The 14696-nt window shown below is 70.9% G+C and carries 15 protein-coding genes; 5 read left to right on the top strand and 10 right to left on the bottom strand.

Annotated elements, in window-relative coordinates; translation table 11 throughout:
* The first annotated feature begins 40 nt into the window (after positions 1 to 40).
* The 4 genes from cobT (at position 41) to ABD973_RS23235 (ending at position 5087) form a co-directional block, all read left to right on the top strand.
* Positions 41 to 1135 (top strand): nicotinate-nucleotide--dimethylbenzimidazole phosphoribosyltransferase, encoded by a 1095-nt coding sequence (gene cobT / locus ABD973_RS23250; RefSeq protein ID WP_345501899.1) that lies wholly within the window; start codon positions 41 to 43, stop codon positions 1133 to 1135.
* Between the two features lie 82 nt (positions 1136 to 1217).
* Positions 1218 to 3101 (top strand): phosphatidylglycerol lysyltransferase domain-containing protein, encoded by a 1884-nt coding sequence (locus ABD973_RS23245; protein ID WP_125594519.1) that lies wholly within the window; start codon positions 1218 to 1220, stop codon positions 3099 to 3101.
* The gene (locus ABD973_RS23240; RefSeq protein ID WP_345501896.1) at positions 3098 to 3847 is read left to right on the top strand and encodes a hypothetical protein; all 750 of its coding nucleotides are present in this window, start codon (positions 3098 to 3100) and stop codon (positions 3845 to 3847) included. The genes ABD973_RS23245 and ABD973_RS23240 overlap by 4 nt, the downstream gene beginning before the upstream one ends.
* 64 nt (positions 3848 to 3911) lie before the next feature.
* Positions 3912 to 5087 (top strand): sensor histidine kinase, encoded by a 1176-nt coding sequence (locus ABD973_RS23235; RefSeq protein WP_125823955.1) that lies wholly within the window; start codon positions 3912 to 3914, stop codon positions 5085 to 5087.
* Positions 5088 to 5584: 497 nt separating this feature from the next.
* Here ABD973_RS23235 and ABD973_RS23230 read toward each other — a convergent pair whose 3' ends face one another.
* The 6 genes from ABD973_RS23230 to ABD973_RS23205 all read right to left on the bottom strand — a co-directional run bounded on the left by ABD973_RS23230 (position 5585) and on the right by ABD973_RS23205 (position 8709).
* Positions 5585 to 5842: a hypothetical protein gene (locus ABD973_RS23230; protein ID WP_125820904.1), complete on the bottom strand. Its 258-nt coding sequence runs from the start codon at positions 5840 to 5842 to the stop codon at positions 5585 to 5587.
* 56 nt (positions 5843 to 5898) lie between these two features.
* A complete protein-coding gene (locus ABD973_RS23225) occupies positions 5899 to 6330 on the bottom strand; it encodes a hypothetical protein (RefSeq protein ID WP_125820905.1) in 432 nt (143 codons plus the stop codon).
* Between the two features lie 60 nt (positions 6331 to 6390).
* On the bottom strand, positions 6391 to 6699 hold the full coding sequence (locus ABD973_RS23220; RefSeq protein WP_125820906.1) for a glycine-rich domain-containing protein: 309 nt from the start codon (positions 6697 to 6699) through the stop codon (positions 6391 to 6393).
* A gap of 425 nt (positions 6700 to 7124) precedes the next feature.
* Complete coding sequence (locus tag ABD973_RS23215) at positions 7125 to 7973, bottom strand: helix-turn-helix domain-containing protein (RefSeq protein ID WP_345501893.1); 849 nt, start codon at positions 7971 to 7973, stop codon at positions 7125 to 7127.
* A 3-nt stretch (positions 7974 to 7976) separates the two neighbouring features.
* The gene (locus tag ABD973_RS23210) at positions 7977 to 8504 is read right to left on the bottom strand and encodes a DUF6879 family protein (protein ID WP_125820908.1); all 528 of its coding nucleotides are present in this window, start codon (positions 8502 to 8504) and stop codon (positions 7977 to 7979) included.
* The gene (locus ABD973_RS23205; protein WP_125820909.1) at positions 8482 to 8709 is read right to left on the bottom strand and encodes a hypothetical protein; all 228 of its coding nucleotides are present in this window, start codon (positions 8707 to 8709) and stop codon (positions 8482 to 8484) included. The genes ABD973_RS23210 and ABD973_RS23205 overlap by 23 nt, the downstream gene beginning before the upstream one ends.
* Before the next feature lie 175 nt (positions 8710 to 8884).
* Between ABD973_RS23205 and ABD973_RS23200 the strand changes: the two genes are divergently transcribed.
* Positions 8885 to 9298: a hypothetical protein gene (locus ABD973_RS23200; RefSeq protein WP_125820910.1), complete on the top strand. Its 414-nt coding sequence runs from the start codon at positions 8885 to 8887 to the stop codon at positions 9296 to 9298.
* A gap of 610 nt (positions 9299 to 9908) precedes the next feature.
* Here the strand turns inward: ABD973_RS23200 and ABD973_RS23195 are convergent.
* From ABD973_RS23195 to pelF, 4 genes are read right to left on the bottom strand one after another with little or no spacing between them, the layout of a single operon-like run.
* Positions 9909 to 10736 (bottom strand): endo alpha-1,4 polygalactosaminidase, encoded by an 828-nt coding sequence (locus ABD973_RS23195; RefSeq protein WP_345501890.1) that lies wholly within the window; start codon positions 10734 to 10736, stop codon positions 9909 to 9911.
* Positions 10733 to 11386 (bottom strand): spherulation-specific family 4 protein, encoded by a 654-nt coding sequence (locus ABD973_RS23190; RefSeq protein WP_125605169.1) that lies wholly within the window; start codon positions 11384 to 11386, stop codon positions 10733 to 10735. Before ABD973_RS23190 ends, ABD973_RS23195 begins: the two co-directional genes overlap by 4 nt.
* 55 nt (positions 11387 to 11441) lie before the next feature.
* Positions 11442 to 13025 carry a hypothetical protein gene (locus tag ABD973_RS23185; RefSeq protein ID WP_345501887.1) on the bottom strand — a complete coding sequence of 528 codons (1584 nt, stop codon included), beginning with the start codon at positions 13023 to 13025 and terminating at the stop codon, positions 11442 to 11444.
* Positions 13022 to 14566, bottom strand: coding sequence for a GT4 family glycosyltransferase PelF (gene pelF / locus ABD973_RS23180; protein ID WP_125820912.1), 1545 nt, complete (start codon positions 14564 to 14566; stop codon positions 13022 to 13024). Before pelF ends, ABD973_RS23185 begins: the two co-directional genes overlap by 4 nt.
* Between the last annotated feature and the right edge of the window lie 130 nt (positions 14567 to 14696).

Raw genomic sequence — 14696 nt, 5'->3', positions numbered from 1 at the left:
CCCCCCGGAACAGGGCCCGGGCGGCTGTAATCTCTGGCAGATGACCACGCTGAATCTCGACGACTTCTCCGATCTGATCGAACGCCCCGACGGGGGCGTCCGGCGTGACGCCGAGGAGCGTCGTGAGCGGCTGGCCGTGCCGCCCGGCGCCCTGGGCCGGCTCGACGAGCTCGCCGAATGGCTGGCCGCCGCGCAGGGACAGGTCCCGGTCAAGCCGATCGAGCGGCCGCGCGTCATCCTGTTCGCCGCCGACCACGGCATCGCCTCCCAGGGCGTCTCCGCCCGGCCCGCGGGCAGCGCCCACGAACTCGTGCGCGCCGTCCTCGACGGGGCCAGCCCGGTCTCCGTGCTGGCCGCCCGGTTCGGCGCGGGCGTCCGCGTCGTCGACGCCGGCCTGGACTGCGACCCCGGGCTGCTGCCCGAGGACGTGGTGCGGCACCGCGTACGGCGCGGCAGCGGCCGGATCGACGTCGAGGACGCGCTGACGGCCGAGGAGGCCGAGGACGCGCTGCGGCTCGGCATCCAGATCGCCGACGAGGAGGCCGACTCCGGTACGGACCTCGTCGTCCTCGGCGACCTCAGCGTCGGCGGCACCACCGTGGCGGCCACGCTCGTGGCCGCGCTCTGCGGGACGGACGCCTCCGTGGTCACCGGCCGCGGCGGCCTGCCCATCGACGACCTGGCCTGGATGCGCAAGTGCGCCGCCATCCGCGACGCGCTGCGCCGCGCCCGCCCGGTGCTCGGCGACCAGACGGCGCTACTGGCCGCGGTCGGCGGCGCCGACGTCGCCGCGATCACCGGCTTCCTGCTCCAGTCCGCGGTACGCCGTACGCCCGTCATCCTCGACGGGGTCGTCTCGGCGGCCTGCGGGCTGGTGGCCCAGCGGGCCGCCTTCCGCGCCCCCGACTGGTGGCTGGCCGGGCAGTCCAGCGGGGAGCCGGGCCAGGCGAAGGCACTGGACCGGATGGCACTCAACCCGGTGCTCGACCACGGCGTCACAGTAGGAGAAGGCACCGGCGCCCTCCTGGCGCTCCCCCTGGTCCAGGCGGCCGCCGCACTAGCGGCGGAACTCCCGGTGGGGGCACCTCCCGGCGGTAGCCGGGAGCGGGCTGCTGCGCAGCAGCCGACGGACTGAGACACCGGGCACTACGGGCCTGACCAGTCCGCAGTGCTCGCACTGCGCTGCGGACCGGTGACGCCCCATATCATCGCTTTTCATGGGAGAGGTCCGCTTGACCAGCGTAGAAACCGACCGGAGCCTCGATCAGGCCTCCGGCAAGGGTTCCAACAACAAGAAGGAGCAGGGAGGGGAAGCGGCCGCGAAGCCGGAGAGCCGCAGGGGCACTCCCCGGTCGCGGCGCGGTGCCGCCTTCGCGGTCTGGTACCTGCGGATCGTCACCTTCGTCAACTTCCTCAGCGCGGTGTGGCTCTCGCTCGGGCAGGACCTGCGCCGCCACAACACCGCCGACTTCTACACCCCGTACCTGCTGACGGCCGGGTTCGCCTCCGGGCTGTTCTCGCTGCTGCTCGCGGTCACGATGGGCCGCCGCAAGCGGGCCGCCTGGATCCTGAACCTGGTGGTCAGCGGCATGCTGCTGCTCGCCTTCGCGGTCGCCGCGTTCGCGCCCTGCACGAGCGGCGAACTGAGCATGTGCTACCCCGAGTTCCGCCAGCACGCCCAGAACTGGGTCTCGCTCGCCCTGACCGCCGCCTTCGTCGGCGCCCTCCTGCTGGGCCGCCACGAGTTCTACGCCAAGGGCGACCGCTCCAACCCGAAGCTCGCCACCGCCGTGGCCGCCGTCGGCCTGCTGCTCACCTCGCTGATCGCCGCCCTGCTCGTCGGCGCCACCAACACCGACGCCGACCGCGCCGACGCCACCTTCCTGGCCCGCTGGCGGTACGGCGTGATGCGGCTGATCACACTGGCGCCCGACGACAAGGCCTACCGCGCCATCACCACACCCGCCTGGGTCGACGTCGCCATCAACGTGATGTCGATGCTGCTGCTGCTCGCCGTGCTGTTCGCCGCGTTCCGCTCGCGGCGCGCCGTCGACCCCATCACCCCCGACGACGAGGAGCGGCTGCGGGCGCTCCTCGCCAAGCAGGGCGACCGCGACTCGCTCGGCTACTTCGCGCTGCGCCGCGAGAAGTCCGTCATCTGGTCCCCGACCGGCAAGGCCGCCGTCACCTACCGCGTCGTCGGCGGCGTCTCACTGGCCTCCGGCGACCCCATCGGTGACCCCGAGGCCTGGCCCGGCGCGATCGAGCCGTGGCTGGCCGAGGCCCGCGAACACGGCTGGGTGCCGGCCGTGATGGGCGCCAGCGAGGAAGCCGGGCAGATCTACGCCCGGCACGGCCTGGACGCCCTGGAACTCGGCGACGAGGCCATCGTGGAGACCGACGAGTTCACGCTGGAGGGCCGCGCCATGCGCACCGTCCGCCAGGCGTACAACCGCGTCAAGCGGGCCGGCTACACCGTCCGCATCCGCCGCCACGCCGACATCCCCGCCGACGAGATGGCCGTACTGCTGGAACGCGCCGACGACTGGCGCGACGGCGCGACCGAGCGCGGGTTCTCCATGGCACTGGGCCGTCTGGGCGACCCCGGCGACGGCCAGTGCGTGATGCTGGAGTGCACCGACGGCAACGGCGACCTGCGCGCCGTGCTCTCCTTCGTGCCGTGGGGCCCCAAGGGGCTGTCCCTCGACCTGATGCGCCGTGACCGGGACTCCGAGAACGGCCTGATGGAGTTCATGGTCATCGAACTCCTGGAGCGCTCGAAGGAGATCGGCGTCACACAGGTCTCGCTCAACTTCGCGATGTTCCGTTCCGTCTTCGAGCGGGGGTCCAAGCTCGGCGCGGGTCCGGTGCTGCGCATGTGGCGCTCGCTGCTGAGCTTCTTCTCCCGTTGGTGGCAGATCGAGTCCCTCTACCGGGCCAACGCCAAATACCGCCCGATCTGGGAGCCGCGGTTCATGCTCTTCGAGAAGAGTTCGGACCTGCTGCGGATCGGCATCGCGGCGGGGCGGGCCGAGGGCTTCCTGGAGGCACCCGGTCTGCCCAAGTGGCTGCACCGCAAACACCTGGAGACGATTCGTTGACGTCGTGGAAGACGGAGGTCCGGCAGTTCGCCCGCCGTGAGTGGGGCCCACTGCTGCTGACCGTGCGGGACGCACTCGTCCGCGACACGTGGCGGGCCGTCCCGATGACCCTCGGGGCGGTCGCCCTGACCTCCGTCTTCCAGATCGTCCAGAACACCCCCTGGGGCTTCCAGCCCGTACAGGACCTGGGGTCCGTGAAAGCCGCCGACCCGCTGTGGCTGGCCCTGCTGCGGACCCCCCTCTCCCTCTTCGTCCCCGCCCTCGACCTGCCCGTGTGGGGGGCGCTCGCCCAGATCCTGCTGGTCTTCGGCATCGCCGAGATCTGCATCGGCTGGTGGCGCACCCTGCTCATCGGCTACGTCGCCACCATCGCCGGGACCTCGTACGCCCGCGTCGGGCTCTCCCTCGGCCCCGACCACCCCTTCGGGCTGCCGGTGACCGACCGGATCGTCAACGACACCGGACCCTCGGCAGCCGTGGTCGGCCTCGCCATCTACGTGTGCTGGCGCTACCGGGCCTACCTCACCGGGGCCCTGGTGATCCTCGTGATGATCGGCGAGGTACTGGTCAAGAACAACCTCGCCGGCAAGGAACACCTCGCCGCCATCGCCGCCGTCATGGCCGTGTGCGTGGTCCGCGCCCGATGGGGCCCCGCCCGCTCCCGCACCCCCCTCGGCCCCCGGCCGCCCGCTCCCCCCTCATCGCCCCCGCCGCCGCCCCCGCCGCCGGGATCCGCGCGGCTCTAGCCGCAGCCCGTACCGTGTCCGGGTGACGACAGACCTCGGGCCCTTCGCCGCCACCCGGCAGTGGATGCGGGCGCACCCGCTCGCCACCGACGCCGTGCTCGCGTTCGGGGCACTGGCCGCCATGGTCGTCGGGTCCTTCGCGGACCCCCACGGGCCGCACGGCCCCACCTTCGGCACGCGCACGCCCGAGTCCTTCTCCCTGCTGCTGATGCTGCTCGGCGCGGCCGCCCTCGTCCTGCGGCGCCGCAGACCCCGTACGGTGCTCGCCGTCACCTGCGGGCTGTCCCTGCTGGAACTGACCACCGGCGAGCCGAGGGCACCCGTCGCCATGAGCGCGGTGATCGCCCTGTACACGGTCGCAGCGCTCACCGACCGGCCCACCACCTGGCGGACCGGGCTGCTCACGATGGCCGGGCTCACCGGAGTGGCGATGCTGGCCGGCCCGATGCCCTGGTACGCGCAGGAGAACATCGGCATCTTCGCCTGGACCGGAATGGCAGCCGCCGCAGGCGACGCCGTGCGCAGCCGGCGGGCCTTCGTCGACGCCATACGGGAACGGGCCGAGCGGGCCGAACGGACCCGCGAGGAGGAGGCCCGGCGGCGCGTCGCCGAGGAACGGCTGCGGATCGCCCGGGACCTGCACGACGTGGTGGCCCACCACATCGCCCTCGTCAACGTCCAGGCCGGGGTGGCCGCGCACGTCATGGACAAGCGGCCCGACCAGGCGAAGGAAGCCCTCGCCCACGTACGGGACGCCAGCCGCAGCGCGCTGAACGAGCTGCGCGCCACCGTGGGTCTGCTGCGCCAGTCCGGCGACCCGGAAGCCCCGACGGAACCCGCGCCGGGACTGGCCCTGCTGGACGAACTCCTCGACACCTTCCGGCACGCGGGCCTCCCGGTGGCGGCGACCGTCCAGCTCGGCCCCGGCACCGAGCCGCTGCCGGCGGCCGTGGACCTGGCGGCGTACCGGGTCATCCAGGAGGCGCTGACCAACGTCCGCAAGCACGCGGGCCCGGGAGCGCGGGCCGAGGTCAGCGTGGTCCGGGTCGGGCCCTCGGTGGAGGTGACCGTACTGGACGACGGCGGCGACTCGGCGGACTCCTCCCCGACCCCCCTCGACCCGGGCGGCGGCCACGGCCTCCTCGGCATGCGCGAACGCACGGGCGCCCTGGGCGGCTCCTGCTTCGCGGGCCCCCGGTACGGGGGCGGCTTCAGGGTCCACGCGATCCTGCCGGGGTAGGGGCCCGTGCCTCGGGCCCTCTATCTCCCCTCGAGGGGGTGGGGGGCGGCACCCTGCGGGGCGGTCTCATCGATGGTTGGGGGTTTCCCGTCAGTCCCATCGTCCTTCCGGTTCGGGCCGGTCCCTCAAGGGCGCTCCTTCGTCGCGTCGCTACGCGATGGCCTTCGGCCACCCTTGACCGACCGACCCGAACCGGAAAGCCGAAAGACTGCCGGGAAACCCACAAAGAAACGGGACGGTTCAGAGGAGCAGGGACGGGCGTCTCAGCGCTGAGACGAGGAGCCGGTGGCCGGCCCGCCGGGCATCCGGGCCCTCAGGAGCGGCAATTCCGGACCGGGTGCGCGGCTACCCGCACGAGAGGTTGATCAGAGCCCCCTCCAGACGCGACAGATCGCTACGCGCTCCTCCCGGCATAGCGTCCGACGACCGCCTGTGGCCGATACCCGCACCAGAGGCCGAACAGAGCAGCCCAGGGACCCGACAGGCGCGACAGATCGCTACGCGCTCCTCTGGTCTCGGCGGCCGGCGGCCGTCTTGGGCTGGTCCGGGGCGGGTTCGACGTTGGTGGCGGCAGTGGTGAACTCGCGGCCGGAGGTATCGCGGATGTAGGCCAGCTCCATCCAGCGCTCATGGGCGGCGGAATCCGAGACGTTCTCGTTGATGACAGCCATCAGCTCGCCTTCGGCGCCGGAGGCGATGTCGCGGACACGGCGACGGAGGAGACGGTGAGGGACGTATTCGTACTGCTCACTCATCGCGTCCTCCTGAAGGCGCATCCGTCAGTGCAGCCGAGGTGGCGGGCAAGAGGTGCCTAGGCACGGTAGATGGTCGGTCGTTCTGCCGTCTGGTCGGGGGTGAGGCCTTCAACGGTGAGGTTTCCCGTCCACAGGTGGTCGCGGTTGGCGTAGGTCGCGTCGAAGCGGACGCGCTTGCCGCCGGGTTCCAGCTTCCAGTCCTGTTCGTGAAAGTGAGTGATGTGGCCGCTTCCGCAGACGAACGAGCGAGTGGCCTGTGTGAGGATCCATTGGGCCAGCTCGTGATCCGTAGCCGTCGCGCGACTGCACGTGCGGGCCATCTGCCAGAGCCGGCCCCACTGGACCCCGGGGGTCAGGGGGCCGGTCACGGCCACATCACCGATACGCCGCTGATCAAGGTGGTGGGTGGCGTAACCGAAGACGATCCCGAACATCGTGAACACGGTGACCCGGCTTCGTCCTGTCAGGCCCTCGCCATTGCTGCTCATCAGTGGAACCCTTGGGATGGTGCGGTCCGGGCGCCGTAGCCACGCCCGGACCGCTGTCGTTCAGCAGCAGGGGCCGTCGCCGCAGCACGCGGACTGGTTGCAATCGGCGGCCGTGCCCCACAGGCTCGTGTCCACCGCGAAACCGGCCGCCTTGATCCGGTCCGCCGTGAACACCATTAGGGGCCTGGTGCGGACCTTGGAGTTCGGGGCGTGGTGCACGAAGAAGCCAAACCGAGCCTGGCACCAATCGGTGTACTCCTGGCTGTGGAGCATGAAGGTGTGCCAGCCCGGGTCCACCTGCTGACTCGGAGCGAGGTCGTAGGCCTTCTCGCTGCCGAGGACGTACACGAACGCGATGGCCTGGTCCATCACACGGTCCGCCAGCACACGCTCGTACCCGTACTCGTCCGCACAGAACGCGCGGCTCCGCCTTCTCCGGTCGTCGGGATTGGAAGGAGCGCCAGGCACGTGCTCGACGTTCCTCGGGCGTCATGTACTCCGCGAGCCGCCTCACGCAGGTACCCGGCACGACTCGACGTGCCGGTACATGGCGACAGGACTGCCAGAGGTACGTTCGGTGGCTCCGCGACGGACGGGCTCCAACAGCCCCAGCCGACAGCGACAGGCCGAACACTTGCTCCCCGGCGGGGGGTACGTCACGTACTCCCACTCACAGTCCGGAGCCTTCGTCTTCGCCCTCGCCATGTCATCCGCCTTCAAGTCGCCGGCTGTGCTGACGACGGTAGGGACGAAGCCAGCACGGCCTCAACGAACTTGCATGGGCTTGCGCGGAGTCACCCGAGCGCGGTGATGGCTTCCGCGATCAGCGCGCGGGCCGCCTGCCCGTGGCAAGCCAGTTTGGCCAGCTCTGCGAACATGCGGGCGTACGTCTCGATCTCGCTGGGCTGCTTCACGGTGATCTGCGCGGTTGCCAGTTCGATGATCACTTGGGTGTCGTCGTAGATCCAGAACCCTTCGACGGGCCACATGACCCTTTCGACGGTGGTAGGGATCACGCCGAGGCTGACGTTCGGCAGCGCGGCTACTTGAAGCAGGTGTCCCAGCTGCGCGGCCATTACCCCAGGGCCGCCGAAGCGGGAGCGGAGCGCGGATTCCTCCAGCACGATTCCAAAGCGCCGGTGTGTGTCGTGGAGGTAGCACTGGCGGCGCACGCGCACCCTGACCGCCGCCTCGACGTCATCAGGGATCTGTCTGAACGTGACAATGCGGCTCATGATGGCGGTCGCATAGCCAGCCGTCTGAACCAGGCCTGGGATCACTCCGGGCTCGTAGATGCGGAAGCGGCTGGTACGTCCGTACAACGGGACATGGGCCTCTTGCCCATGCTTGAGGCCTGCGCGTTGCAAACGTCTCCACTCCACGTACATCTCGTCGATGCCGTGGGCAGTGGCACGCAGGTCTTCGTACGACTCGGGAACTCCGCAGATGGTGACGTAGGCAAGGAGGTCTCGATCAGAGGGCGACGTCTTGCCGTTCTCGAGGCGAGAGGCCTTGGACTCACTCCAGCCGGCACGCGCGGCCAACGCCCGCGCTGTCAGGCCGGTCGGCTTGCGAATGTCTCGCAGCCGTCTACCGAGAGCAGCGCGGGCGTCTTGGACTGCCGATGAAGGTGACGTGTTCACAGGCTAGGTGGGCTGGTACTCCGAGTGCGGCGTTGCGCGGTCCCAGACCGCTTCGAACGCGCTGGTGCACAGCTTGAGGACCGTCGGGTCCTCCGTCATCTCCAGCCACTCGCCCGGGGCGGACTCGCCGTTCCCGTCGAAGTGCAGGATGAGCACGGTCCTGTTGTCGAACACCCAGAAGTCGTTGCCTGGGAAGGCGATGTCAGTCGCGTGACGGCGGGAGAGCCATCTGATCTGCTCCCCTGCCTTGACGTTGGCGTCCGAGACGTGATGCTCGAAGCGGAGGTAGTCCGACTCCGGAACGGAGAACACGCGGGCCCTTCGAATCACAACGCCTCTGTCCGTGGCCTTGCGAACCCACTTGAGCCAAGGGCGGATCTCAGGATCGTTGTCTTCGGGCAGGTCACGGAAGCCCTGCTGCCAGGCGACGAAGCTTGGGTCGGACTCCATGTAGCCGTCCCGCATCTCCAGATGGATCGCACTGTGCTCGGTCGATGCGAGAAGCTCCTCAAACGACGGGACCGTCGACACCCTTAACCTCCAAGAAGTACTGCACCATGCGCCGTGGCAGCTCGATGACATCTTCGTGGTCCGGGATGTCCATCAACCGCCTACGCTCCGCGTCCGTCACCTTGAATCCCTGCACCAGGTACGTGTCCGTGACGTCGTCGAGGTAGATCGTGGGCGAGCCGCCGTCTTTGCTCTCAGGGTCCTTGCCGAGCTTGTGCAGAGCCATGGGTCCTCCTCGCTCAGGGCTGACGATCGCTGTGTGAAAGCTTGCGATGCAGACGGCATCGGATGCACCCGACTTGCATGAACTTGCACGGTGATGCCCTTGATCAACTTCAGGTAGGGTCCCGCTCGCTAAGGGAAGTCGGCAACCTTGGGGGAACTAAGCGATGAAGCGTTGGATGAAGTGGGCATCCGTCGCGGTGACGGCTGTTCCAGCGGCGCTCGCCGTTGCGGCCTGTGCGGGTGAGAAGTCCCTGGAGGAGGCCGCAAAGGGGACTTGGGACTGCACGATCGCCGCCGGCGCCCGAGGGATCTCCGGAACGGTCACCGTTGGAGACGGCACGTACCAGGTGAGCCAGGGCGGAGGCAGGGGCACCTCCGGGACGTGGCAGATCTCCGGCGGCAAGCTGGAGATCAAGGGTGACGACGGTCCCTACCACGTGAGTAACGTACCCGGCGAGGTGAAAGACCTCATGGAGATGGAGTTCGGTGAGGGCAGCAGCAAGAAGCTGTCGCCTTGGAATGTTGGCTGGAAGGGCAAAACGGTCACCTTCCCGTACCACGGCGCAAAGGTGAGCTGCCAGAAGATGTAGGCCCTCGCCAAGCCCAAACCGACGGTCGGACGCGAGATTCGAGGAGCGCGTAGCGATCTGACGCGCCCATCCGCTTCCCCGGCTGCTCTGGTCAACCTTTCGTGCGGGTAGCAGCCGCAGGCGGTCGTCAGACGCTGAGAAATGAGGAGCGCGTAGCGATCTGTCGCGCCTGGGGGCTTCCCAGGTCGGTCTGATCAACCTCTCGTGCGGGTAGCCGCGCACCCGGCCCGGAATCGCGGATTTGGGGGCCGGATGTCGGGCGGGCCGGCGCCTGGCCCCTCGTCTCAGCGCTGAGGGAGCCGCTCCTCCAGGATCGTCCGTCCCGTTTCTTTGGGGGTTTCCCGGCAGTCTTTCGGCTTTCCGGTTCGGGTCGGTCTGTCAAGGGTCGCCGAAGGCGATCACGAAGTGACGCGACGAAGGAGCGCCCTTGACAGGCCGGCCCGAACCGGAAGGACGAAAGACTGCCGGGAAACCCCCAACCTGCTCTGAGACCGTCCGAGGGCACCCCGCCCCCCAGCCACCGGCCCGCAGATGAGGGCGCGGGTGGGCAACTACCGCCCGGCCCCAGGGGGTCGATGGGGAGATAGCGGGCCCGAACCGCCAACCCCCGTCAGCACGCCCTCCGCCACGCGTCCAGGTCCAGCTTCTTTTGCAGGGAGCTGAGTTGCAGGCGCTTGGACTGCTTGCAGAAGCGGGACGTCGGGAGTTCGTACTCCGCGTGGAAGACCGCCTTGCCCGCCTTGATGAAGGGGGTCAGGGTGTCGCACTCGTCGTATTCCGCGCACTGTTCGTTGACCGCGAAGTCGTAGTCGCCGACCAGCTGCGGGATCTGGTCGAGGTCGTTCTTGAGGCCGACCGCCATGCCCCGGTCGTGGGCCAGTTTCGCGATGAGGCGGTTGTACGTCAGCTGGTGTTCGGCCGTGAGCGGGAAGCCCGAGTCGTTGCGGTAGGCGTCCATGTTGTCGGGTTCGACCGCGTCGAAGCCCTTGTCGCGGCACATGTCGAAGCGTTTCGCCATCAGCGGTTCCAGGTCACCGACCCGGCGGATGTCGAGCCAGCGTTCGCCCTCCCAGCCGTTGCCCTTGCCGAGGAGCGGGGCCGGGAAGTCGCCCGCGTCGGGGCGGAAGTCCTCCCAGGCGCCGGTGGAGACGTAGCAGATGGTGTGCCGGCCCCGGCCCTTGAGGGTGGCGACCTGCTCCTTCGTCGTGTTGAAGCCGTCGACGTCGTACACCGGCACGTCGACCGACGTGTCCAGCTTGCCGGTGAGCTGCCACTGCCAGGGCGTGCCCGGGCGGGGTTGCCAGCGTTCCCCCGGTTTCTGCGCGGGCCAGGTGGGGGCGGGGCCGACGCCCTCTTCGTCATCGCCGGGTTCCGCGGTGCAGGCCGCCGCCGTGAGCAGCAGCAGGCCCGCCACCAGGAGCGGGGAGAAACGCTTCATCCGGATGCCTCCAGGGCGTACGGGAGGGTGCCCCACGGGTGGGCCCCCGTGCCGGGGACCGCGCAGTGCACCCCCGCGTGGCGCTCGGCGGCGAGTTCGGCGGCGGGGGCGTCCGGCGGGACGGCGTACACGAGGTGGCAGAACCGTCGGGCGGGGTGGTCGGCGGTCCACGGGGGCGGGGTGGCGGCCTGGTCGCGGTAGGCGTCCCAGGGGCCTTCGAAGGTGACGAGCAGGTCGGCGAGCCGGAGGTACCCGGGGTGGGGGTGGACTCCGTGGTTCAGTACGAGCGTACGGGCGCCCGCCGCCCTGGCCGCGACGGCGAGCCGGCCGTAGTGCGGGAGGAGCTCCGGGTCGGCGGCGGCCTGGTCGAGGAAGGCACCGTCGGCCCCGTACCAGTCGCGGTGGCGCAGCAGGTCCTGGACGACGGCTGCGTGCGGGCGCCGCCCGTAGTCGGTGTCGGTGTAGCCGAGGACGGGTACGCCGGCGTCGCGGAGCCGGGCGGCGACGGCGGCGAACCGTTCGTCGGGGGCGCGGCCGGGTCCGCTGTCGGGGTTGAGCACCACCGAGTGCAGTTGTCCGGCGGAGCGGATGAGCCGTTCCCATTCCTCGGGCCGGTCGGCGGGGTGCTCGTAGAGCGGCACCAGCAGCATGGGGTTCCTTCGTCTTCCTTCGTCGGCGGTGCGTCGGCGGTGCGTCGGCGGTGCTTCAGCGGTGTGCGGTGGCGCGGCCGAGGAGCAGGCAGACCAGGACGGCCAGGGCGGCCGCCGCGGTGCCGGCCACCGCCAGCTGGACCAGGCGGGGCGGTCCGGTCCCGGTGAGCAGGGCCAGGCTCTGGGCGAAGGCCGCGCCGGAGCAGACCACGGCGGCGGGGCGGACCGCGCCGAAGGACTGCAGGAGCAGCCCGGTCCACATCACGGTGCCGAGCAGCAGCAGGGTGGCGACGCGGAGTCCGGTGAGGCCGGGGGCGTGCGGCCACAGCAGGGTGCCGGTGACGCCGAGGACGAGCAGCACCGCGAGGTACGCGGTGAGGCAACGGGCCAGGGTGGCGAGCATCCGGCGCCAGAACGCGCCGGGTGAGCGGGCCGCCCGCAGCCCGGCGAGGCTGCCGCTGCGGAAGCGGTGGAGGAGCCATTCGGCGGGGCCCATGCTGAGGGTGAGGGCGACCGCGGAGGGTGCGGCGACGGCTTCGGCGGGGCCGCCGCTGAGGACCTCCCCCAGCGCGGCGTAGAGCACGAGCAGGCCGGTGCCGAGGCCGAACACCCCGTAGGGCGCGGAGTCCCCGATGCGGGGTCCGCGCCGGGTGTGGTCCTCCTCGGCGCCGCGCAGCATCCGCCAGCGCACGGGGCCGCCTTCGCCCGGGCGGCGTTCGGCCCAGCGGTGGATCCTGCGCACCCCGGCCCGTACGCCCTGGGCGACCGGCAGCTCCCGCAGGGCGAGGGCGCAGGCGGCCAGCAGGGACACGAGGAGCAGGGTGACGCGTACGGGCACGGACGGGTCGGTGAACAGGGCGAGGACCGCTCCGGCGGCCATGGGGCCGAGTGCGGCGAGCAGCAGCCGTTCGCGGCCCAGGACCAGGAGCACGGTGGCGGCGCCGACGTAGACGGCCTGGCCGGCGGCGAAGGCGTACGAGAAGGGCGGGCCGCCGGGGACGGCGAAGGCGGCGGCGGTGCCGAGGAGGGCTCCGGCGGGGGCGCCGACGAGGAGGGTGCGTCCGGCGGCGGCCCGGTCGCCGAGGCCGAGCCAGGAGTAGGCGCGGTGGGACAGGCTCTGGTCCCAGACCCAGCCGATGAGGGCTCCGGCGAGGAGGGTGAGGGTGCCGGCGGGAAGTCCGAGCCGGTCGGGGGGGCCTTCGAGGAGGGGTGCTCCGAGGACGTAGGCGAGGCCGGGGAGGGCGAAGATCAGGCCTCGGAGCAGGCAGGCGGTGAGGGAGACCTTCCAGGGGTCGGGGAGGCGGTCGGGTTCGGGGAAGGTGCGGGGGACGCGGGCGTAGAGCTCTTCGGCGAGGGCGAAGGAGTCGTGGCGTCCGTAGGTGAGGCGGATGTGTTCGTCGGTCATCCCGTCGGATTCGAGGATGGCGGCGATCTCGTCGGGGTGGACGGCCGCGCCGGCGAACGCGCCCAGTCGGTCGGCGAGTTCGTCCATGGGGTCGGCGGCCGGGGCCCCGGGGCCGCCGGGGCGGGGCCGGGGCAGGTCGGGCAGGGTGTCGGTGCGTCCGGCGGGGGCGGGGCGGCCGATGTGGACCCAGGTGCCCTCGGGGCCGGGGGGCTTGAGCCAGAGGGATCCGCTCACCACATGCTCCCGTCGGCCGCGAGTTCCTTGTTCCGGGGGTCCTGGGACCAGGGGTCGGTGATCCGGCGGGTCCAGTCGTCGCCGGTGCGGAGGGGCAGGACGGGCCGGTCCAAACGGGTCCGGTCGGCGAGTTCGCGGTAGATGTGCCGGAAGCCGTCGACGGACTGGTGGAGGGTGAACTTCTCGACGACGCGTTGGCGGGACATCCGGCCGAGTTCGGCGCGGCGTTCGTCGTCGCGCAGGAGGGCGAGGGTGGCGCGGGCCATGGTCTCGGGTTCGCGGGGCGGGACGACGAGGCCGGTGTCGCCGACGGCTTCGCGGACGCCTCCGACGTCGGTGGAGACGGTGGTGCGGCCGCAGGACATGGCTTCGATGATGCTGAAGGGGAAGCCTTCGCTGATGCTGGAGAGCATGACGACGGAGCCGGCGGCGTAGGCCTTGGCGACCTGGTCGATGCGGCCCTCGTAGGTGATGCCGTCGGTGACGCCGAGTTCGGCGGCGAGTTTCTCCAGGCGCAGCCGGTAGTCCTCGCAGCCGGCCGGGACGGGTCCGAAGAGGCGCAGGCGCAGGGCGGGGAGTTCCTCGCGCATGAACGCGTAGGCGCGGATGAGGGTTTCGAGGTCCTTGATGGGGTCGATGCGGCCGCACCAGCTGAGGGTGGGCACGTCCGGTTCGGGGCCGGCTTGGGGGAAGGCGTGCGGGTCGACGCCGTTGTAGACGGTGCGGATGCGTTCGGAGTCGGCGCCCCCGCGTTCTTCCCAGCGGCGGTTGTACTGGTTGCAGGGGGTGATCAGGTCGGCCTGCCGGTAGCCCTCGGAGTTGAGCTCGCGGTAGAAGCCCAGCATCAGGGCCTTGACGGGCCAGCGCTGGGCGGCGGTGCGGTAGCCGAGGTAGCGCTCGCGCAGGTAGATGCCGTGCTCGGTGAGGAGGAAGGGCACTCCGTCGAGGCGTTTGGCGGCGAGGGCGGGGAGGGTGGCGAGGCCGCTGCTGACGGCGTGGGCGACGCTGTCGGGCGGGATGCGTACCGCGAGCGGGCGCAGGGCGTGTTCCAGCAGGTCGGTGGCGGTGAGCGCGTCGTGGACGGTGGGTTCGGCGGCGGCGGTGACCAGGCCGGGGCGGGTCCACGCGGTCATCAGCAGGCGCAGGACCGATTCGGAGCGCAGGGCGGGGGCGAGGCGGCCGGCGCGGGCGAGGCGGGCGAGTTCGCCGAGGGCCTCGGAGAAGCCCCCGTGCGCGGGGTCGATGAGGGAGAGCAGGAAGGTTTCGTACGTTTCGGTGAAGCGGCGGCGGGCCTTGCCGCGCAGGGCCGTGCGGCGGGTGCGGGCGGGCGGCGGTCCCCAGAGGGGGACGGCGGTGTGCCGGTAGACGTTGCGCGGCAGCTCCCAGGTGACCGGCTCTCGTCCGGAGCCGGTGAGGGCTATGACGTTGAAGTCGACCTCCGGCATGCCGCGTACCAGCTGGTCGCACCAGGTGCTGACGCCGCCGTGGACGTGCGGGTAGGTGCCTTCGGTGAGCATGGTGACATGACGCCCATGGCTCATGTGGTGTGTCCCCCCAGGACGGAAAAGGGGCCGGCGCCCGTGGTGCGCGCGTGGAGCGCCGGCTCTGGGTGTTACGTGTGCCGCGGTCGTCCGGGCGGCGGTACGGGCAGTACGGCCGGGACGGGTCGCG

Source organism: Streptomyces racemochromogenes (assembly GCF_039535215.1).
In the GTDB taxonomy this organism is placed as follows: Bacteria; Actinomycetota; Actinomycetes; order Streptomycetales; family Streptomycetaceae; genus Streptomyces; species Streptomyces racemochromogenes.
This window is presented reverse-complemented; position numbering and strand designations above follow the sequence as displayed.